Source organism: Klebsiella sp. GB_Kp047, assembly GCF_040065235.1.
Lineage (GTDB): Bacteria > Pseudomonadota > Gammaproteobacteria > Enterobacterales > Enterobacteriaceae > Klebsiella > Klebsiella quasipneumoniae.
Genome location: NZ_JBEAJG010000037.1, coordinates 47,920 through 65,887, shown reverse-complemented (window position 1 = coordinate 65,887; position 17,968 = coordinate 47,920). Strand labels below are relative to the sequence as shown.

Annotated in this window: 18 protein-coding genes; 12 read left to right on the top strand and 6 right to left on the bottom strand. The window is 62.6% G+C overall.

Going from position 1 to position 17,968, the window contains the following annotated elements:
* Positions 1–6: 6 nt before the first annotated feature.
* The 5 genes from ABLV76_RS16855 to ABLV76_RS16835 all read right to left on the bottom strand — a co-directional run bounded on the left by ABLV76_RS16855 (position 7) and on the right by ABLV76_RS16835 (position 6,161).
* Positions 7–1,017 carry an Ldh family oxidoreductase gene (locus ABLV76_RS16855; RefSeq protein WP_348878397.1) on the bottom strand — a complete coding sequence of 337 codons (1,011 nt, stop codon included), beginning with the start codon at positions 1,015–1,017 and terminating at the stop codon, positions 7–9.
* A gap of 11 nt (positions 1,018–1,028) precedes the next feature.
* On the bottom strand, positions 1,029–2,630 hold the full coding sequence (locus ABLV76_RS16850; protein ID WP_017899115.1) for an APC family permease: 1,602 nt from the start codon (positions 2,628–2,630) through the stop codon (positions 1,029–1,031).
* Between the two features lie 15 nt (positions 2,631–2,645).
* Positions 2,646–4,250: an aldehyde dehydrogenase (NADP(+)) gene (locus ABLV76_RS16845; RefSeq protein ID WP_017899116.1), complete on the bottom strand. Its 1,605-nt coding sequence runs from the start codon at positions 4,248–4,250 to the stop codon at positions 2,646–2,648.
* Between the two features lie 14 nt (positions 4,251–4,264).
* Positions 4,265–5,185 (bottom strand): dihydrodipicolinate synthase family protein, encoded by a 921-nt coding sequence (locus ABLV76_RS16840; RefSeq protein ID WP_004204197.1) that lies wholly within the window; start codon positions 5,183–5,185, stop codon positions 4,265–4,267.
* A 151-nt stretch (positions 5,186–5,336) separates the two neighbouring features.
* Entirely contained in the window at positions 5,337–6,161 is an 825-nt protein-coding gene (locus tag ABLV76_RS16835) for an AraC family transcriptional regulator (protein WP_017899117.1), read from the bottom strand.
* 310 nt (positions 6,162–6,471) lie between these two features.
* On the opposite strand from ABLV76_RS16835, the gene ABLV76_RS16830 reads away from it, so the two are divergent.
* Genes ABLV76_RS16830 through ABLV76_RS16815 form a run of 4 tightly spaced genes read left to right on the top strand, consistent with a single transcriptional unit; the run spans position 6,472 to position 10,028 of the window.
* Positions 6,472–7,419 (top strand): 4-hydroxyproline epimerase, encoded by a 948-nt coding sequence (locus ABLV76_RS16830; protein ID WP_348878396.1) that lies wholly within the window; start codon positions 6,472–6,474, stop codon positions 7,417–7,419.
* Positions 7,416–8,525, top strand: coding sequence for an FAD-dependent oxidoreductase (locus ABLV76_RS16825; protein WP_135730087.1), 1,110 nt, complete (start codon positions 7,416–7,418; stop codon positions 8,523–8,525). Before ABLV76_RS16830 ends, ABLV76_RS16825 begins: the two co-directional genes overlap by 4 nt.
* Positions 8,522–8,785 (top strand): (2Fe-2S)-binding protein, encoded by a 264-nt coding sequence (locus tag ABLV76_RS16820; protein WP_004204189.1) that lies wholly within the window; start codon positions 8,522–8,524, stop codon positions 8,783–8,785. Before ABLV76_RS16825 ends, ABLV76_RS16820 begins: the two co-directional genes overlap by 4 nt.
* Positions 8,766–10,028 carry an FAD-dependent oxidoreductase gene (locus ABLV76_RS16815; RefSeq protein WP_117130455.1) on the top strand — a complete coding sequence of 421 codons (1,263 nt, stop codon included), beginning with the start codon at positions 8,766–8,768 and terminating at the stop codon, positions 10,026–10,028. Before ABLV76_RS16820 ends, ABLV76_RS16815 begins: the two co-directional genes overlap by 20 nt.
* A gap of 3 nt (positions 10,029–10,031) precedes the next feature.
* Here ABLV76_RS16815 and hpaR read toward each other — a convergent pair whose 3' ends face one another.
* Positions 10,032–10,472, bottom strand: coding sequence for a homoprotocatechuate degradation operon regulator HpaR (gene hpaR / locus ABLV76_RS16810; RefSeq protein WP_015704296.1), 441 nt, complete (start codon positions 10,470–10,472; stop codon positions 10,032–10,034).
* A 287-nt stretch (positions 10,473–10,759) separates the two neighbouring features.
* On the opposite strand from hpaR, the gene ABLV76_RS16805 reads away from it, so the two are divergent.
* From ABLV76_RS16805 to hpaX, 8 genes are all read left to right on the top strand, one after another.
* Positions 10,760–11,392, top strand: a complete 633-nt coding sequence (locus ABLV76_RS16805; RefSeq protein WP_004204186.1) for a fumarylacetoacetate hydrolase family protein — start codon at positions 10,760–10,762, stop codon at positions 11,390–11,392.
* On the top strand, positions 11,389–12,153 hold the full coding sequence (locus ABLV76_RS16800; RefSeq protein ID WP_048294123.1) for a fumarylacetoacetate hydrolase family protein: 765 nt from the start codon (positions 11,389–11,391) through the stop codon (positions 12,151–12,153). The genes ABLV76_RS16805 and ABLV76_RS16800 overlap by 4 nt, the downstream gene beginning before the upstream one ends.
* Complete coding sequence (hpaE, locus tag ABLV76_RS16795) at positions 12,150–13,616, top strand: 5-carboxymethyl-2-hydroxymuconate semialdehyde dehydrogenase (protein ID WP_135730086.1); 1,467 nt, start codon at positions 12,150–12,152, stop codon at positions 13,614–13,616. Before ABLV76_RS16800 ends, hpaE begins: the two co-directional genes overlap by 4 nt.
* A gap of 1 nt (position 13,617) precedes the next feature.
* Complete coding sequence (gene hpaD, locus ABLV76_RS16790; protein WP_002887492.1) at positions 13,618–14,475, top strand: 3,4-dihydroxyphenylacetate 2,3-dioxygenase; 858 nt, start codon at positions 13,618–13,620, stop codon at positions 14,473–14,475.
* A gap of 9 nt (positions 14,476–14,484) precedes the next feature.
* Complete coding sequence (locus tag ABLV76_RS16785; RefSeq protein WP_017899124.1) at positions 14,485–14,865, top strand: 5-carboxymethyl-2-hydroxymuconate Delta-isomerase; 381 nt, start codon at positions 14,485–14,487, stop codon at positions 14,863–14,865.
* Between the two features lie 108 nt (positions 14,866–14,973).
* Entirely contained in the window at positions 14,974–15,777 is an 804-nt protein-coding gene (gene hpaH / locus ABLV76_RS16780) for a 2-oxo-hept-4-ene-1,7-dioate hydratase (RefSeq protein ID WP_004204180.1), read from the top strand.
* A 10-nt stretch (positions 15,778–15,787) separates the two neighbouring features.
* Positions 15,788–16,585 (top strand): 4-hydroxy-2-oxoheptanedioate aldolase, encoded by a 798-nt coding sequence (hpaI, locus tag ABLV76_RS16775; protein ID WP_348878395.1) that lies wholly within the window; start codon positions 15,788–15,790, stop codon positions 16,583–16,585.
* A gap of 21 nt (positions 16,586–16,606) precedes the next feature.
* Complete coding sequence (gene hpaX / locus ABLV76_RS16770) at positions 16,607–17,965, top strand: 4-hydroxyphenylacetate permease (protein WP_004204177.1); 1,359 nt, start codon at positions 16,607–16,609, stop codon at positions 17,963–17,965.
* Positions 17,966–17,968: the final 3 nt, after the last annotated feature.

Here is a 17,968-nt window from a genome sequence, read left to right as displayed (position 1 = left end):
GCTTTGCTACGGCCGCAAGGCGCAAATCTCATCATATAAGGCGCGGCTGATAGCCACTCCCTGCTGCTCACTCTGCTGGCGGCAGGCGAAACGCCGCTCGCCCGGCAGCCGCGCGCCCTGATCCTGCATCGCATTGAACAGCGTTTCGGCGCGCGCCAGCTGCTCCTGTGCCTGCTCGCCGAGAAAGCGCTGCGGATCCAGCGCCAGAATCAGCTCTCCGCCGTAGGGTAAACCGCCCGCGCCGTTATCCCACGCCAGCGATTCGGCGCTGGTCATATCGCCGATAAGCGGCCCGGCCAGCAGCTCAACCATTGCCGCCAGCGCCGAGCCCTTATGGCCGCCGAAGGTTAACATCGCGCCGTTCAGCACCTCTGTGGCATCGGTGGTCGGCTGCCCCTGGCTGTCGATTCCCCACCCTTCCGGTAGCGCTTTGCCGGCGCGCTGATGCAACTGGATCTCGCCGCGCGCCGCGGCGCTGGTCGCCATATCAACAATAAACGGCGGCTTGTCCCGCCGCGGCCAGCCAAAGGCGATAGGGTTGGTGCCGAACAGCGGACGGGTGCCGCCCGCCGGGGCGACCCAGGCGTGGCTTGGCGTACAGGCTAGCCCCACCAGCCCTGCCTCGGTCAACGGCTCAATATCGGCAAACAGCGCGGAAAAATGGACGCAGCGGTTAATCGCCAGCGCCGCAATGCCGCTGTGCCGCGCTTTCTCCAGCAGCAGCGGCAACGCGCGCTCGTAGGCCAGCAGCGAAAAGGCGCCCCCTGCATCCGCCCGCACAATCGCCGGCGCCTGGTCGTGGATCTGCGGCTCGGCATCAGGCGATACCTTACCTTTACGTAAGGTATCGACAATGCCCAACAGCCGCCACAGGCCGTGGGAAGCGCAGCCGTCGCGCTCCCCGGCAGCCACGTTACGGGCGATGGCCGCCGCGTGGTCGGCGCTGAATCCATTGGCGCTGAGCACCGCCAGCGCCAGGTCATAAGCTTCTGGTAACGATAGAGTTACCGACTCCATACTGTTCTCCTTTACTCTTCTTCGTCTCCGCTAAAATTAGCCTGCGGCAGACAGCTGCGCGCGCCCCAGTAATAAATCCCCAGCGACATTGCCGCCACCAGCACCGTATCCCAGGGGTGACCAATAACATTAAGCCCGCCGAAGCTGCCCAGCCAGGAAAAGAGGATAATCAACGCATAAAAAGCGATCAGCCACAGCGAAGACTTCACCTGCTGCGCCAGACTCACGGTATGTTCCGGCACCTTGCCTTTGCACATCACGTACACCACAAACATCACGATCTGCAGCCCCAGCAGCCACGAGAGCGTATTCCAGCCGGACCAGTAGACGATCAGCGCCGAGACCATAAACGACACCGGGCCGATGATGGCGAAGGCGCGCACGCGGAACGGCCTCGGCAGATCCGGGGCGTTGCGGCGCAGCCCGGCGGCGGTCACCGGGGCGATGGCGTAGCTCAGCACCAGGGCAGCCGACACCACGCTAATTAACTGTTCCCATGAGGGGAATGGCAGCGTCCAGAAAATCGACAGCCCGAAGGTCAGCCACAGCGCCGGGCGCGGAATACCGGACGCTTTATCGATATGGGTAAAGGCTTTAAAAAAGGTGCCCGCCTTCGCCCAGCCGTAGATCACCCGCGGCGTCGCGTTCATGTAGATATTGCCGGTGCCGCTCGGGGAGATGATCGCATCGCTAATGACCATAAAGGCCAGCCAGCCCATGCCGAGGGTAATGGCGATATCGCGATACGGCAGCGAGAACTGTTTGCTCACCTCGGCCCAACCGCCGGTCAGCATCTCGGTGGGTATACTGCCAAGGAACGCCAGCTGCAGCAGCACGTAGATAATCGTTGACAGCACCACTGATAAAATCAACGCAATAGGGATAGTCCGCTGCGGCTTTTGCACTTCGCTGGCCACCGAGATAATCGGCGTCAGTCCCAGATAGGCGAAGATAATTCCTCCGGCGCTGATCGCCGCTTCCACCCCGGACATACCGAACGGCGCAATGCCCTGCGCGTGCAGGTTCTCCGGTTTAAAGAAGGCGAACAGCGTCACCACCACCAGCAGCGGCACCAGAAACTTGAGCACGCTGATGAAGTTGTTCGAGCGGGCGAAGGTCTTGACGCTGTAGTAATTCAGCGCAAAGAAGAAACAGAGCAGCAGGAACTGCACTACCCACCCCAGCAGCGTCGGCGAGCTGGAGCCCGGCTGGGTCAGCACCGGAAACCAGGCCGCGGCGTATTGCCGGGCGGCGACGATTTCTATCGAGATCAGGCTGGAGAAGGCAATCAGGGTGATGAACCCCAGCAGATAGCCCATCAGCTCGCCGTGGGAAAAGACCGGGTAGCGGATAATGCCGCCGGCGCGCGGCAGCGCCGCCCCCAGCTCACAGTAGACAATCCCCAGCAGCAGTACCGCAAAGCCGCCGATCACCCACGACGCGATCCCGGCCGGACCGGCAATGGATGCGACGTGGCTGGCGGCGAATAACCATCCCGAGCCGAAAATCGCGCCCAGGCCGATAAAGGTGAGGTCGGTCAGGGTCAGCTGTTTTTTAAACTTACCCGACTCAGCAACGCGGGTTTGACTGTTATGCGTAGTGTGAATGGTCATGGTGATGCCCTTGCGTCAATGAGAGGAGGAAATCGCTTCCCGGGTCCACTGGCCGTTGACCAGGCGCAGCAGGTTCAAAGGGTTCGCATCCTGCAGCGCCGGCGGTAACAGGGCGGCCGGCGCATTCTGCAGGCAGACCGGGCGCAGAAAACGCTCAATCGCCCGGCTGCCGACCGACGTCCCGCGCGCATCGGTCGTCGCCGGCCACGGGCCGCCGTGGACCATCGCATCGCACACTTCCACGCCGGTGGGATAACCGTTAAACAGCACCCGTCCGGCCTTCTCGCACAGCAGCGGTAGCAGGTTCGCCGCCAGCGGGCCGTCGTCCGCTTCCGCGTGTAGCGTCGCGGTGAGCTGTCCCTGCAGCGCTTTCACCACCGCCTGTAGCTGGACCGCGTCGTCCACTTCCACCAGCAACGATAGCGGGCCGAAAACTTCGGTCTGCAGCAGCGTATCCTGCGCCAGCAGATCTTCGACCTGAGCCTGCCACAGCTGGGTTTGCGCCTGCCCGGCGCCGGCGGCGAGGCCGCTCGCCAGCCTCTCGATACGCGGGTGCGCCGCCAGGGCCGCCACGCCCTGGCGGTAGTGCTGGAGGGTCGGCGCATTGAGCAACACCTGCGGCGCAGAGCCCGCTACCGCCGCGCACAGCGCCGACTTAAAGCGTTCCAGCCCGGCGCCGCGCAGCGCCAGAATCAGCCCCGGACGGGTACAGAACTGGCCGCCGCCGAGGGTGAATGACGCCACCAGCTCGTTCGCCAGCGCCTCGGCCCGCGTCTGCAGCGCCTGCGGTAGAATAATCAGCGGGTTAATCGCCGACATTTCAGCAAACAGCGGGATTGGCTGCGAACGCTGCTGCGCCAGTTGATACAGCGCCTTACCGCCGGCCAGTGAGCCGGTAAAGCCAACGGCCTGAATCGCCGGATGGCGGACTAATTCGGCGCCGATATCAGTCCCGAAAATCATATTGAAGACGCCGCCGGGTAACCCGCATCGCGCAACCGCCCGGACGATCGCTTCAGCGGTCAGCTCGGCGGTGGCCATATGGCCCGGATGGGCCTTCACCACCACCGGGCAGCCCGCCGCCAGCGCCGAGGCGGTATCGCCGCCAGCGGTGGAAAAGGCCAACGGAAAGTTGCTGGCGCCAAACACCGCCACCGGCCCTAACGCCTGCTGATACTGGCGCAGGTCCGGGCGCGGCAGCGGTTGACGGTCGGCTAAGGCGGTATCAATACGGGCGGCGAAGGTATCCCCGCGCTGGATCACGCCAGCAAACATCCGCAGCTGGCCGCTGGTGCGCGCCCGCTCGCCCTGCAGCCGCGCCAGCGGCAGCGCGGTCTCCTGTTCGGCGAGTGCAAAAAACGCTTCCCCCAGCGCGTCCAGCTCATCGGCAATGGCGCAGAGAAAGCGCGCCCGCTGCTGCGGCGTGGTTTGTGAATAAACGGCAAACGCCTGCTGTGCCGCCTCCGCGGCCTGGGCGGCTTCCTCGCGTGAAGCCGGATAAAAGCGATGGCCGGTGGCTTCCCCATCCACCGCCCGCAGGCTCAATAGCGTCGCCTCGCCGCTGGCAACGCGGCGGCCGGCAATAAACTGCCGTCCCGCCATGGTCTGAGATGCATTCATACTGACTCCTGGGTTCAGAGGCCGACGTCCGGCAGGGCTGGACGAGTCGCCAGCGCCTGTTCCACGATCGCCACCACCTGCTGGCGCGTTTCCCCTTCCAGCGCCAGACGCGGCGGACGGGTCACGGCGCTGCCGCGTCCGAGTAGCTCTTCGCACAGCTTGATGCACTGCACCAGATCCGGACGCGCATCGAGATGCAGCAGCGGCATGAACCAGCGGTACAGCGCCATTGCCTCTTCGTAACGCTGTTGGCGGGCGAGACGGAATAACGTTTCCCCTTCGCGCGGGAAGGCGTTGGACATTCCGGAGATCCACCCTTCCGCGCCGACGGCGATACTTTCCACCACCACGTCATCCAGCCCGGCAAACAGCACGAAGCGATCGCCAACGGTGTTACGCAGGTCGATAAAGCGGCGGGTATCGCCGGAGGAGTCTTTAAAGCAGACGATGTTGTCGCAATCGGTCAGGGTGGCGAGAATGTCCGGCGTCACGTCGTTTTTGTATATCGGCGGGTTGTTGTAGACCATGATCGGCAGGTCGGTGGCGGTGGCCACGCTGCGGAAGTGGGCGGCGGTTTCATGCGGTTTTGAGGAGTAGACCAGCGCCGGCATCACCATGATCCCGTCGACGCCGACGCGCTCCGCCTCTTTCGCCATCTTCTGGGCGAAGGCGGTGGTGAACTCGGCCACCCCGGCGATCACCGGAATTTTGCCGCCGGCGGCATCCTTCGCCACTTCGATAATCTGCAATTTTTCATCGGTGCTCAGGGAGGTGTTCTCCCCGACGCTGCCGCACACCACCAGCCCGGAAACGCCATCTTTGACCAGGTTTTTCATCACCGCGTGGGTGGCGTCTAAATCGAGGGAGTAATCGCTACGAAACTGCGTGCTAACCGCCGGGAATACGCCGCTCCAGTGAATCGCTTTATTGCTCATGCTCAGTTCCTTGTCGTCATTTTGTTAAGTCGAGGTGAATGATTGGTGAATATTCACTGACAGATTGACGCGTCGCGGAACCGGCGGCTTGTCGGTTTTCCCTTAATCCGATGACGAAATTAGCACAGTCGACAAAAGTGTGAGCCAGCCGTTATCCCTGCAGCGTCAGGCGAAAATCGCGCGGCGTCGAGCCGGTCATCGCTTTGAACTGGCGGCTGAAGGCGCTGTGATCGGTATAGCCGCACTGCAAGGCGATATCGGTAATCGGCGTATCGCCGGCCAGCAGTTCGGTGGCTTTTTCCAGACGCACTTTGTGGATCATCTGCCGCGGGGTGAGATGAAAGATCCGCTTGCAGTAGCGCTCGATCTGCGCAATCGACATCCCGCTTAGGGCGGTCAACTCTTCCATGGCGATCGGCCGGTGATAGTGGCGGCGGATATGATCGTCGACGATCGCCAGCCGCTGCCACGCCGGATGGCGGGCGTGGGCCTCCTGCAGATCGTGAGAGATCCCGGCCATGCCGATCACCTGACCGCGGACATCGCGCAGCGCCAGCTTCTGCGTCAGGCACCAGCCTCGTTCCCGGCCATTGTAGAGATGCATTTCCAGCTGGTCGCGCAGGGTCACGCCCTCCCGTAATACCCGAAGATCCTGTTCGGTGTACCCCTGCCCCAGCGTGGAAGGAAAGACGTCGGCGGAGGTTTTCCCCAGCAGCGAGGAGACGGTTTTGAAACCGCAGCGGCGGGCCAGCGTCAGGTTCGCCAGCAGATAACGCGCCTCGCGGTCTTTGATAAAAAAGACCACGTTGGGGATGGCATTGAGCAGGGGGGCGATCAGCGCCAGGGCATTGAGCAGCGCCGGCATATTCTCCGGCCGCTGGCGCGCCAGCCCTTCGCAGATCTGGCTCAGCTCATCGACCGCCAGCTCCGGTTGATTAACAGCGCGCGGCGGCGCCGCTTCAGAAACACCGATCATAGGGCTTCCTCATGGTAAGTGACCGAAGGATATTTATTCACTTCCTGTTAACACCTCAAGCGGTAACCGCCGGTTTTGCGATCCTGGATCCGCTTTACGCCTTCCCCTGGTTTATCCACTGGCGCAATCGCCACTTTCGGTTTACCACGCCATTAACCAAATGATTAATAAGAAATAACTATGCAACGTATGCACATCACCCCGGCACGATTATGCCGATTTCGTCATTATCTCTGCCGAAAGTGCTCAAGCCGCCCGCCCCGGGTTGCGCCAGCATGATGAAACATGTTGTTAACTTTCGGAGAGCAGAATGACCGCGCCACGCCCCCCTATTGCGCTGAGAGCCATTGATTCACACACCGGCGGCGAACCCACCCGCCTGATCGTTGACGGCTTCCCCGACCTCGGCGGCGGCAGCATGGCGCAGCGCCGCGACCGTTTCGCCCGTGACTTCGATCGCTGGCGTCAGGCGGTGATTCTCGAACCGCGCGGCAGCGATGTGCTGGTCGGCGCGCTGCTGTGCCAGCCGGTCTCGGCGGCGGCCACCGCTGGCGTCATTTTCTTCAACAACGCCGGTTTTCTGAATATGTGCGGCCACGGCACCATCGGGCTTATCGCCTCGCTGGCGTGGCTTGGCCGTATCCAGCCTGGCGTACATCTGATTGAAACCCCGGTCGGCGACGTAAGCGCCACATTGCACGACGATGGCAGCGTATCGGTGCAAAACGTCCCGGCCCGCCGCTGGAAAAAGCAGGTCCGCGTGGAGACCGCGCTCGGCCCCGTCGTCGGCGATATTGCCTGGGGCGGCAACTGGTTTTTCCTGATCAACGATCACCCGTTCGCTATTAGCCCGGCGCACATCCCACAGCTCACCGACTACGCCTGGGCGGTGCGCGAGGGGCTAGAGGCCGCGGGGATCCGCGGCGACGACGGCGGCGTTATCGACCATATCGAGCTGTTCGCCGATGACGATGCCGCCGACAGCCGCAGCTTCGTACTCTGTCCGGGAAAGGCCTGGGATCGTTCGCCGTGCGGCACCGGCACCAGCGCCAAGCTGGCCTGCCTGGCGCAGGATGGCAAGCTGCAGCCGGGAGCGATCTGGCGCCAGGCCAGCATCATCGGCAGCCAGTTTACCGCCAGCTACCAGCGCGCCGCCGCAGGCATCATCCCCACGATCCGCGGCGAAGCCTGGGTGTGCGGCGATAATCAGTTGATCCTCAACCCGGACGATCCCTTTTGCTGGGGGATCGCCCCGTGAAGTCGTGCGATGTCATCGTGATCGGCGCCGGGATCATCGGCGCCGCCTGTGCGTGGCAGCTGGCGAAGCGGGGGCAGAGCGTGACGCTTATCGACAACGGTCAGCCCGGCGCGACAGCGGCCGGTATGGGCCATCTGGTGTGCATGGATGACGACCCCGCCGAACTGGCGCTGTCGGCGTGGTCGCTGGCGCGCTGGCGCGCCATCACGCCGCGGATGCCCGACGCTTGCGCCTGGCGCGGCTGCGGCACGCTGTGGCTGGCAGATAGCGAAGAAGAGATGGCCGTCGCGGGCGAAAAACAGCGGCGGCTGGCAGGCTATCAGGTCCACAGCGAGCTGCAGACCCCGCAGCAGATCGCCGGGCGCGAACCGCTGCTGCGCAGCGGGCTGGCCGGCGGGCTATGGGTGCCCGGCGATGGTATCGTCTACGCGCCGAACGTCGCCCGCTGGCTGGTGGCCGATGCCGGAGACCATCTCACCTGCCTGCGCGACAGCGCGCAGGCGATTACCGAACCACAGGTACAGCTCGCCAGCGGCAAACGGCTACAGGCGCGGGCCATCGTGGTGGCCTGCGGACTTGAAGCCAACGCGCTGTTAGCAGAAAACTGGCTGCGGCCGAAAAAAGGCCAACTGGCGATAACCGATCGCTACGGGCCGCGGGTGCATCACCAGCTGGTTGAACTGGGTTACGGCGCCAGCGCCCACGGCGGCGGCACCTCGGTGGCCTTTAACCTGCAGCCACGGCCCACCGGCCAGCTGCTGATTGGCTCGTCGCGCCAGTTTGATAACCGCGAGCGCCAGCTGGATCTCCCCTTGCTGGGGCAGATGCTCGATCGCGCCCGCCATTTTGTGCCGGCGCTGGCGACGCTGAATATCATCCGCTGCTGGAGCGGCCTGCGCGCCGCCTCACAGGATGGCAATCCGCTGATTGGCCCGCATCCCACGCGCCGCGGTGTATGGCTGGCGCTGGGCCATGAAGGGCTGGGCGTCACCACCGCCCCGGCGACGGCTGAGCTGCTGGCGACGCAGATCCTCGGCGAACGCTGCCCACTGGCGCCTGAGGCCTGGCTCCCGACCCGTCTGTATCATCAGGAGGCGATCGCATGAATAACACGCTCAATATCACCGTCGATGGCGAAGCGCTGACGGTGCCGGAAGGGATCAGCGTGGCGGCGGCGCTGGCGTTGACCGGCGATCCCACCACCCGCCAGGCGGTTAACGGCGACCCCCGCGCGCCGTTTTGCGGTATGGGGATCTGCCAGGAGTGCCGGATCACCGTCGACGGCCGGCGGGTGCTGGCCTGCCAGACCCTGTGCCGGGCCGGCATGCAAATAGAAAGGAGCCGCTATGCACACGCTGCGCTGTGACATTTTAATCCTCGGCGCCGGCCCCGCCGGCATGGCGGCCGCGCTCTCTGCCGCCGCCTGCAATAAGCAGGTCATTATTCTCGACGATAACCCCGCACCCGGCGGGCAAATCTGGCGGGCCGGCCCGCAGACGACACTGCCCGCCCTGGCCCGGCGCTACCGCGACGCCATCGCCGCGTCTGCCGCCATCCGGATGGTGAACGGCGCGCGACTGATTGCCCGCCCCTCCGCGCGCAGCGTGCTGTTTGAAACCGCCGACGGCGGGGGCGTGGTTGACTGGCAGAAACTGATCCTCTGCTGCGGTGCGCGCGAGCTGTCGCTGCCCTTTCCCGGCTGGACCTTACCCGGCGTGACCGGCGCGGGCGGCCTGCAGGCGCAGATCAAGCAGGGCCTGTCGCTGAAAGGAGAAAAGGTGGTGATTGCCGGCAGCGGCCCGCTGCTGCTGGCGGTGGCGGATACGGTGAATAAGGCCGGAGGCCAGGTAACGAATATCATTGAGCAAGCGGCGCTCCCGGCGCTGCTGCGCTTCGCCAGCGGGCTGTGGCGCTGGCCGCAGAAGCTGCGCCAGTTAGCGACGCTGGCCCCGAAAGGCTATCTTAGCGGCGCCCAGGCGATCCGCGCCCACGGCACAACGCGGCTGGAGGCCGTGACATTGCGCCAGCGCGGCGTCGAGCGGACTATCGCCTGCGATCGGCTGGCCATCGGCTACGGGCTGGTGCCCAATATCGAGACGGGGCTGCTGTTCGGTTGCGCCACGGCGCAGGAGGCGATCCAGGTTAACCGCTGGCAGGAGACCAGCATCACGGATGTCTACGCCGCCGGGGAGTGCACCGGTTTCGGCGGGAGCGAGCTGGCGCTGGTGGAGGGCGAAATCGCCGGGTATGCCGCCGCCGGTGCCAGCCAGCAGGCCCAGGCGCGATTTGCCCGTCGCGCCCGCTGGCAGCGCTTCGCCGCGGCTATCAACCGCACCTTCCAGCTGGCGGAGTCGTTGAAAAACGCGGCGACGCCGGAGAGCCTGCTGTGCCGTTGCGAAGATGTGCGCTGCGGCGACGTGGCTGCCGCCGACGACTGGCTGCAGGCCAAACTGACCCAGCGCTGCGGAATGGGCGCCTGTCAAGGGCGCACCTGCGCCGCCAGCGCCCGCTGGCTGTATGGCTGGCCGCTGCCGCAGCCGAGAGAGCCGCTGTCCCCCGCCCGCGCGGAAACGCTTATTGCCCTCGCCAGGTTGAGCGCCGAGCCGTAACCGCTACTCTTCTTCATCACCGCGCCCGGCAGGGACGCCAAGCGCAATAAACTCCTCCAGCAGCGTGGTCAACTGACGCATCTTCTCCGCCGTAAACTGCGCTTCTATCTGCCGGTAGGCCTCTTCCACCTGCGCCTGGGCGCTCTCATACAGCGCCAGCCCGGCGGGCGTCAGCGACAGGTAGAGCTTGCGCTGATCGTTGACCGGTTTTAAACGCAACACTAAACCGTCGCGCTCCATGCGCGTCAGAATCCCGGTCAGGCTGGGGCGCAAAATGCAGGCGCGCCAGGCCAGGTCGTGGAAATCCATCGATGGGTTTTCCGCAAGGATACGCACAATACGCCACTGCTGTTCGGTCAGGTTGTGGCGTTTGACGATCGGCCGGAAATGGGCCATCGCCGCTTCCCGCGCCTGCAGCAGCGCAATGGTTAATGAATCATGCATGGTATCCCCTCAACAACGCTCACCAAAACTTATTAATAATTTAATAATTAGCCCTAATCCTGCCATGTACAACCGGTTTCTGCACCTGAAAAGTACCAGCCGTCATTAAAAATAAATGTATCTATATGATAAATAATAAATAAATAAAAAATATGTAAATATTGTGTTAATCCGATCACAAAACATTCACTTCTATTTGCCAAACCGGCGCGCAAAGAATAAAAGATGATCATTAACATATTAATGAAATTCCTTCGAATCGATAATCAGTACCAGAGGAGTGGTGAATGAAAGGTACCATCTTCGCCGTTGCGCTCAATCATCGCAGCCAGCTCGACGCCTGGCGCGAGGCGTTTCAACAGGCCCCCTACAAGACGCCGCCGAAGACCGCGGTCTGGTTTATCAAGCCGCGCAATACCGTGATTGGCGATGGCGAGGCGATCCCCTATCCGCCGGGTGAAACCGTGCAAAGCGGCGCCACCGTGGCGCTGATTGTCGGCAAAACCGCGCGCAAGGTGGCGGAAGAAGAGGCGGCGAACTATATCGCCGGCTACGCGCTGGCTAACGACGTCAGCCTGCCGGAAGAGAGTTTTTATCGCCCGGCGATCAAGGCCAAGTGCCGCGATGGCTTCTGCCCCCTCGGCGCGCTGTCGCCGGTGCGCAACGTCGATAACCTGACCATCATCACCGAAATCAACGGCCGCGAAGCGGACAGCTGGCATACCGGCGATCTGCAGCGTAACGCCGCGCAGCTGCTGAGCGCCTTGAGCGAGTTCGCCACCCTCAATCCCGGCGACGCGATCCTCATCGGTACGCCCCACTCCCGCGTCACGCTGCGCCCCGGCGACCGGGTACGTATCCTCGCCGACGGTTTCCCGACGCTGGAAAACCCGGTTGTCGCAGAAGGAGAGCTGGCATGAAACAGGCACGCATTGAATGGCAGGGACAGGTACGCGACGTGCTGGTCGATGAACGCGACCAGGTGCGCCTGGACGATGGCACGGTATTAAAAGAAGGTGAATTCCGTTGGCTGCCGCCCGCCGACGGCACGCTGTTCGCGCTGGGGCTGAACTACGCCGACCACGCCAGCGAGCTGGAGTTTAAACCGCCAACCGAGCCTTTGGTGTTCATCAAAGCGCCAAACACCTTTACTGGCCACCAGCAGCAGTCGGTACGCCCGGATAACGTCGAATACATGCACTACGAAGCCGAGCTGGTGGTGGTGATCGGTAAAACCGCGCGCCGCGTCAGCGAAGCCGAGGCCATGGACTATGTCGCCGGCTATACCGTGTGCAACGACTACGCGATCCGCGACTATCTGGAAAACTACTATCGGCCGAACCTGCGGGTGAAAAGCCGCGACACCCTGACGCCGATCGGCCCGTGGATCGTCGGCAAAGAGGCGATCCCGGATCCGCATAATCTGGCGCTGCGCACCTGGGTCAACGGCGAGCTGCGCCAGCAGGGCACCACCGCCGATCTGATCTTCAGCATCCCGTTTCTCATCGCTTACTTAAGCGAATTTATGACTCTGCAACCGGGCGACATGATCGCCACCGGCACGCCGAAGGGGCTGTCCGACGTGGTGCCGGGCGACGAGGTGATCGTTGAAGTCGAGGGCGTGGGCCGCCTGGTCAACCATATCATCAGCCAGCAAGCGTATGAGGAGACACTGTCATGAAAAAAATTAACCATTGGATCAACGGTAAAAACGTTGCCGGCGCAGACTATTTTCATACCACCAACCCGGCCACCGGCGAGGTACTGGCGGAAGTCTCCTCCGGCGGCGAAGCCGAAATCAACCAGGCGGTAGCGGCGGCAAAAGAGGCCTTCCCGAAGTGGGCTAACCTGCCGATGAAAGAGCGCGCGCGCCTGATGCGCCGCCTGGGGGATCTGATCGATCAGAATGTCCCGGAGATCGCGGCGATGGAAACTGCCGATACCGGTCTGCCGATCCACCAGACCAAAAACGTGCTGATCCCGCGGGCGTCGCATAACTTCGAATTTTTCGCCGAAGTGTGCCAGCAGATGAACGGCAAAACCTACCCCGTCGACGACAAGATGCTGAACTACACCCTGGTGCAGCCGGTGGGCGTCTGCGCGCTGGTGTCGCCGTGGAACGTGCCGTTTATGACCGCCACCTGGAAGGTGGCGCCGTGCCTGGCCTTAGGCAATACCGCAGTGCTGAAAATGTCCGAGCTGTCTCCGCTGACCGCCGATCGTCTGGGCGAGCTGGCGCTGGAGGCCGGGATCCCGGCCGGCGTGCTGAACGTGGTGCAGGGCTACGGCGCCACCGCCGGCGACGCGCTGGTGCGCCATCATGATGTGCGCGCCGTCTCCTTCACCGGCGGAACCGCCACCGGGCGCAACATCATGAAAAACGCCGGCCTGAAAAAGTACTCCATGGAGCTGGGCGGAAAATCGCCGGTGCTGATTTTTGAAGACGCCGATATTGAGCGCGCGCTCGACGCCGCGCTGTTCACCATCTTCTCGATCAACGGCGAACGCTGCACCGCCGGTTCGCGCATTTTCATTCAGCAGAGTATTTATCCGGAGTTCGTCAAGCGCTTCGCCGAGCGCGCCAACCGCCTGCGCGTGGGCGATCCGACCGATCCGAATACCCAGGTCGGCGCGCTGATTAGCCAACAGCACTGGGAGAAAGTGTCCGGCTACATTCGCCTCGGCATCGAAGAGGGCGCCACCCTGCTGGCCGGCGGCGCGGATAAGCCGTCCGACCTGCCGGCGCATCTGAAAGCCGGCAACTTCCTGCGCCCGACGGTGCTGGCGGATGTCGACAACCGCATGCGCGTCGCCCAGGAAGAGATTTTTGGCCCGGTCGCCTGCCTGCTGCCGTTCAAAGACGAAGCGGAAGGGCTGCGCCTGGCTAACGATGTGGAATACGGCCTGGCGTCGTATATCTGGACCCAGGACGTCAGCAAAGTGCTGCGTCTGGCGCGCGGTATTGAAGCCGGGATGGTGTTCGTCAACACCCAGAACGTGCGCGACCTGCGTCAGCCGTTCGGCGGCGTGAAGGCCTCCGGCACCGGCCGCGAAGGCGGCGAGTACAGCTTTGAAGTGTTCGCCGAAATGAAAAACGTCTGCATCTCGATGGGCGACCATCCGATCCCGAAATGGGGAGTCTGATATGGGTAAGTTAGCGTTAGCAGCAAAAATCACTCACGTGCCGTCGATGTATCTGTCTGAGCTGCCCGGGAAAAACCACGGCTGCCGCCAGGGCGCTATCGACGGACATAAAGAAATTGGCAAGCGCTGCCGCGAAATGGGCGTCGATACCATCATCGTGTTCGACACCCACTGGCTGGTCAACAGCGCCTACCACATCAACTGCGCCGACCATTTCCAGGGCGTCTACACCAGTAACGAACTGCCGCATTTTATTCGCGACATGACCTACGACTACGACGGCAACCCGGAGCTGGGCCAGCTCATCGCCGACGAGGCGGTGAAGCTCGGGGTACGCGCCAAAGCGCACAATATTCCGAGCCTGAAGCTGGAGTACGGCACCCTGGTGCCGATGCGCTACATGAACAGCGATAAGCATTTCAAAGTGGTGTCTATTTCCGCCTTCTGTACCGTTCACGACTTTGCCGACAGCCGCAGGCTGGGCGAAGCGATCCTCAAAGCCATTGAGAAATATGACGGCACCGTGGCGGTGCTGGCCAGCGGCTCGCTGTCGCACCGCTTTATCGACGATCAACGCGCCGAAGAGGGGATGAACAGCTACACCCGCGAGTTCGATCATCAGATGGATGAGCGGGTGGTGAAACTGTGGCGCGAGGGCAAATTTAAAGAGTTCTGCACCATGCTGCCGGAGTACGCCGACTACTGCTACGGCGAAGGCAACATGCACGACACGGTGATGCTGCTCGGCCTGCTGGGCTGGGATAAATATGACGGCAAGGTGGAGTTTATCACCGAGCTGTTCGCCAGCTCCGGTACCGGCCAGGTTAACGCCGTGTTCCCGCTGCCGGCGCAGGCGTAAGGGGGCCCTATGCCGCATTTTATCGCCGAATGTACCGACAACATCCGCGAGCAGGCCGATCTGCCCGGGCTGTTCGCCAAAGTCAACGAGGCGCTGGCCGCCACCGGCATCTTTCCGATCGGCGGGATCCGCAGCCGTGCCCACTGGCTCGATACCTGGCAGATGGCCGACGGCAAGCAGGATTACGCCTTTGTCCATATGACGCTGAAGATCGGCTCCGGGCGCAGCCTGGAGAGCCGTCAGGACGTGGGAGATATGCTGTTCGCGCTGATCAAATCCCATTTCGCGGCGCTGATGGAGAGTCGCTACCTGGCGCTGTCGTTCGCCATGGAAGAGCTCGACCCGACGCTGAACTACAAACAGAACAACGTGCACGCGTTATTTAAATAATGTGCAAATTGCCCGGTGGCGCTGCGCTTACCGGGCCTACAACGGCCATGAATTTGTAGGCCAGATAAGCGAAGCGCCATCCGGCAATACAATGCCACAGGAATCTCTATGCTCGATAAACAGACCCGAACCCTGATTGCCCAGCGGCTGAATCAGGCCGAAAAACAGCGTGAACAGATCCGCGCGATCTCGCTGGATTATCCGTCGATCACCATTGAGGACGCTTACGCCGTCCAGCGCGAGTGGGTCGAGATGAAGATCGCCGAAGGCCGCGTACTCAAAGGCCACAAGATCGGCCTGACCTCAAAAGCCATGCAGGCCAGCTCGCAGATCAGCGAGCCGGACTACGGCGCGCTGCTTGACGATATGTTCTTCCACGACGGCAGCGATATCCCCACCGACCGCTTTATCGTTCCGCGTATCGAAGTCGAGCTGGCCTTCGTGCTGGCCAAACCGCTGCGCGGCCCGAACTGCACGCTGTTTGATGTCTACAACGCCACCGACTTCGTTATTCCGGCGCTGGAGCTTATTGACGCCCGCTGCCACAACATCGATCCGGAAACCCAGCGCCCGCGCAAAGTGTTCGACACCATTTCCGATAACGCCGCCAACGCCGGGGTGATCCTCGGCGGCCGCCCGATTAAACCCGACGAGCTGGATCTGCGCTGGATCTCCGCCCTGCTGTACCGCAACGGCGTGATTGAGGAGACCGGCGTCGCCGCCGGGGTGCTCAATCACCCGGCCAACGGCGTGGCCTGGCTGGCCAACAAGCTGGCGCCGTACGATGTCCAGCTCGAAGCCGGGCAAATAATCCTCGGCGGCTCCTTCACCCGTCCGGTCCCGGCGCGCAAGGGCGATACCTTCCACGTCGACTACGGCAATATGGGCGCCATCAGCTGCCGCTTTGTCTGAGGAGAGCAACATGAACAACGCTTTTAAAGCGGCGCTCAAGGCCGGGCGTCCGCTAATCGGCCTGTGGCTTGGGCTGTGCAGTAGCTACAGCGCCGAACTGCTGGCCGGCGCCGGCTTCGACTGGCTGCTGATCGACGGCGAACATGCGCCCAACAATGTACAAACGGTGCTGACCCAGCTTCAGGCCATCGCGCCCTACCCTAGCCAGCCGGTGGTCCGCCCATCGTGGAACGACCCGGTGCAGATCAAACAGCTATTGGATATCGGCGCGCAAACCCTGCTGGTGCCGATGGTTCAGAACGCCGACGAAGCGCGGCTGGCGGTCAGAGCCACCCGCTACCCGCCCGCCGGCATGCGCGGCGTCGGCAGCGCGCTGGCCCGCGCCTCGCGCTGGAACCGCGTGCCGGATTATCTCCACCAGGCCAACGACGCCATGTGCGTCCTGGTACAGATTGAGACCCGCGAAGCGCTGAAAAATCTGCCGCAGATCCTCGATGTCGACGGGGTGGACGGGGTGTTTATCGGCCCGGCGGACCTCAGCGCCGATATGGGTCACGGCGGCAATCCGCAGCACCCGGAAGTACAGGCCGCCATTGAAGATGCCATCCAGCAAATCCGTCAGGCCGGTAAAGCGCCGGGGATCCTGATGGCCAATGAACAGCTGGCGAAGCGCTATCTCGAACTGGGCGCGCTGTTCGTCGCCGTCGGCGTCGATACCACACTGCTGGCCCGCGGCGCAGAAGCGCTGGCGGCCCGGTTTACCCACACCGCAACGACCACAACCGATAACAATAAATCCGTCTATTGAACGGATAATGTGGAGCGCAACATGACTACCTCTACCCTGCAACACAATGATAATAAATCCGTTGAAGTAGAAAACCGGGTGATCAAAAAGCTGTTCCGCCGCCTGATCACCTTCCTGTTCGTTCTCTTTGTTTTCTCATTTTTGGACCGCATTAATATCGGCTTCGCCGGCCTGACGATGGGCAAAGACCTCGGTCTGACCTCCACCATGTTCGGCCTGGCGGCGACGCTGTTCTACGTCACCTACGTGCTGTGCGGGATCCCCAGCAATATCATGCTGGCGAAAGTTGGCGCGCGCCGTTGGATCGCCGGGATCATGGTGGTCTGGGGGATCGCCTCGACCTGTACCATGTTCGCCACCAGCCCGCATACGCTGTACATCCTGCGCATGCTGGTCGGCATCGCCGAGGCTGGTTTCCTACCAGGGATCCTCGTCTATCTGACCTGGTGGTTCCCGGCCTACCATCGCGCCCGCGCCAACGCCCTGTTTATGATCGCCATGCCGGTGACGATGATGCTCGGCTCGATACTTTCCGGCTATATTCTGGCGCTCGACGGCCTGTGGAACCTGAAGGGCTGGCAGTGGCTGTTTCTGCTGGAAGGCCTGCCATCGGTGGTGCTTGGCGTCGTCACCTGGTTCTTCCTCAACGACACGCCGGATAAAGCCAACTGGCTGGATAACGAAGAGAAACAGGCGCTGAAGGCGATGATCGATCGCGAACGGGAACATGCGGCGATCGTCCCGGCTTCGCCGCGTTCCACGCTGCGCGAAGTCCTGACGCCAGCGGTGCTGATGTATACCCTGGCCTACTTCTGCCTGACCAATACCCTCAGCGCCATTAATATCTGGACGCCGCAGATCCTGCAGAGCTTCAACACCGGCAGTAGCAACATCATGATTGGCCTGCTGGCGGCGATCCCGCAGTTCTGCACCATTTTCGGCATGATCTGGTGGAGTCGCCGCTCCGACCGGCGCAAAGAGCGCAAGATGCATACCATCCTGCCCTACCTGTTCGCCGCGGCGGGTTGGCTGCTGGCTTCGGCAACGCACCACAGCCTGATCCAGCTGATCGGCATTATTATGGCTTCGGTGGGATCCTTTACCGCGATGGCCATTTTCTGGACCACCCCGGATCGGGTGATCAGCCTGCAGTCGCGCGCGGTGGCGCTGGCGGTGATCAACGCCATCGGCAACGTCGGCTCTGCCGTCAGCCCGCTGTTGATCGGCATTTTGCGTGATACCACCGGCAGCTTTAGCTCCGGGCTGTGGTTTGTCGCCGGACTGCTGATCGTCGGCGCGCTGGTGCTCACCCGCATTCCAATGAGCCAGCGTGAGGACGCCGCCGCCGCGCCGGGCTTAGCGGCGCAAAAAGGCCACTAAGGA

Bases quoted from the DNA above. Each gene is read 5' to 3' on its own strand.
- ABLV76_RS16815 (WP_117130455.1), top strand. From the start codon at position 8,766: ATGCACACGCTGCGCTGTGACATTTTAATCCTCGGCGCCGGCCCCGCC.
- hpaD (WP_002887492.1), top strand. From the start codon at position 13,618: ATGGGTAAGTTAGCGTTAGCAGCAAAAATCACTCACGTGCCGTCGATG.
- ABLV76_RS16820 (WP_004204189.1), top strand. From the start codon at position 8,522: ATGAATAACACGCTCAATATCACCGTCGATGGCGAAGCGCTGACGGTG.
- hpaE (WP_135730086.1), top strand. From the start codon at position 12,150: ATGAAAAAAATTAACCATTGGATCAACGGTAAAAACGTTGCCGGCGCA.
- hpaR (WP_015704296.1), bottom strand. From the start codon at position 10,472: ATGCATGATTCATTAACCATTGCGCTGCTGCAGGCGCGGGAAGCGGCG.
- ABLV76_RS16835 (WP_017899117.1), bottom strand. From the start codon at position 6,161: ATGATCGGTGTTTCTGAAGCGGCGCCGCCGCGCGCTGTTAATCAACCG.
- hpaI (WP_348878395.1), top strand. From the start codon at position 15,788: ATGAACAACGCTTTTAAAGCGGCGCTCAAGGCCGGGCGTCCGCTAATC.
- ABLV76_RS16805 (WP_004204186.1), top strand. From the start codon at position 10,760: ATGAAAGGTACCATCTTCGCCGTTGCGCTCAATCATCGCAGCCAGCTC.
- ABLV76_RS16840 (WP_004204197.1), bottom strand. From the start codon at position 5,185: ATGAGCAATAAAGCGATTCACTGGAGCGGCGTATTCCCGGCGGTTAGC.
- ABLV76_RS16855 (WP_348878397.1), bottom strand. From the start codon at position 1,017: ATGGAGTCGGTAACTCTATCGTTACCAGAAGCTTATGACCTGGCGCTG.
- hpaH (WP_004204180.1), top strand. From the start codon at position 14,974: ATGCTCGATAAACAGACCCGAACCCTGATTGCCCAGCGGCTGAATCAG.
- ABLV76_RS16800 (WP_048294123.1), top strand. From the start codon at position 11,389: ATGAAACAGGCACGCATTGAATGGCAGGGACAGGTACGCGACGTGCTG.
- ABLV76_RS16845 (WP_017899116.1), bottom strand. From the start codon at position 4,250: ATGAATGCATCTCAGACCATGGCGGGACGGCAGTTTATTGCCGGCCGC.
- ABLV76_RS16830 (WP_348878396.1), top strand. From the start codon at position 6,472: ATGACCGCGCCACGCCCCCCTATTGCGCTGAGAGCCATTGATTCACAC.
- hpaX (WP_004204177.1), top strand. From the start codon at position 16,607: ATGACTACCTCTACCCTGCAACACAATGATAATAAATCCGTTGAAGTA.
- ABLV76_RS16785 (WP_017899124.1), top strand. From the start codon at position 14,485: ATGCCGCATTTTATCGCCGAATGTACCGACAACATCCGCGAGCAGGCC.
- ABLV76_RS16850 (WP_017899115.1), bottom strand. From the start codon at position 2,630: ATGACCATTCACACTACGCATAACAGTCAAACCCGCGTTGCTGAGTCG.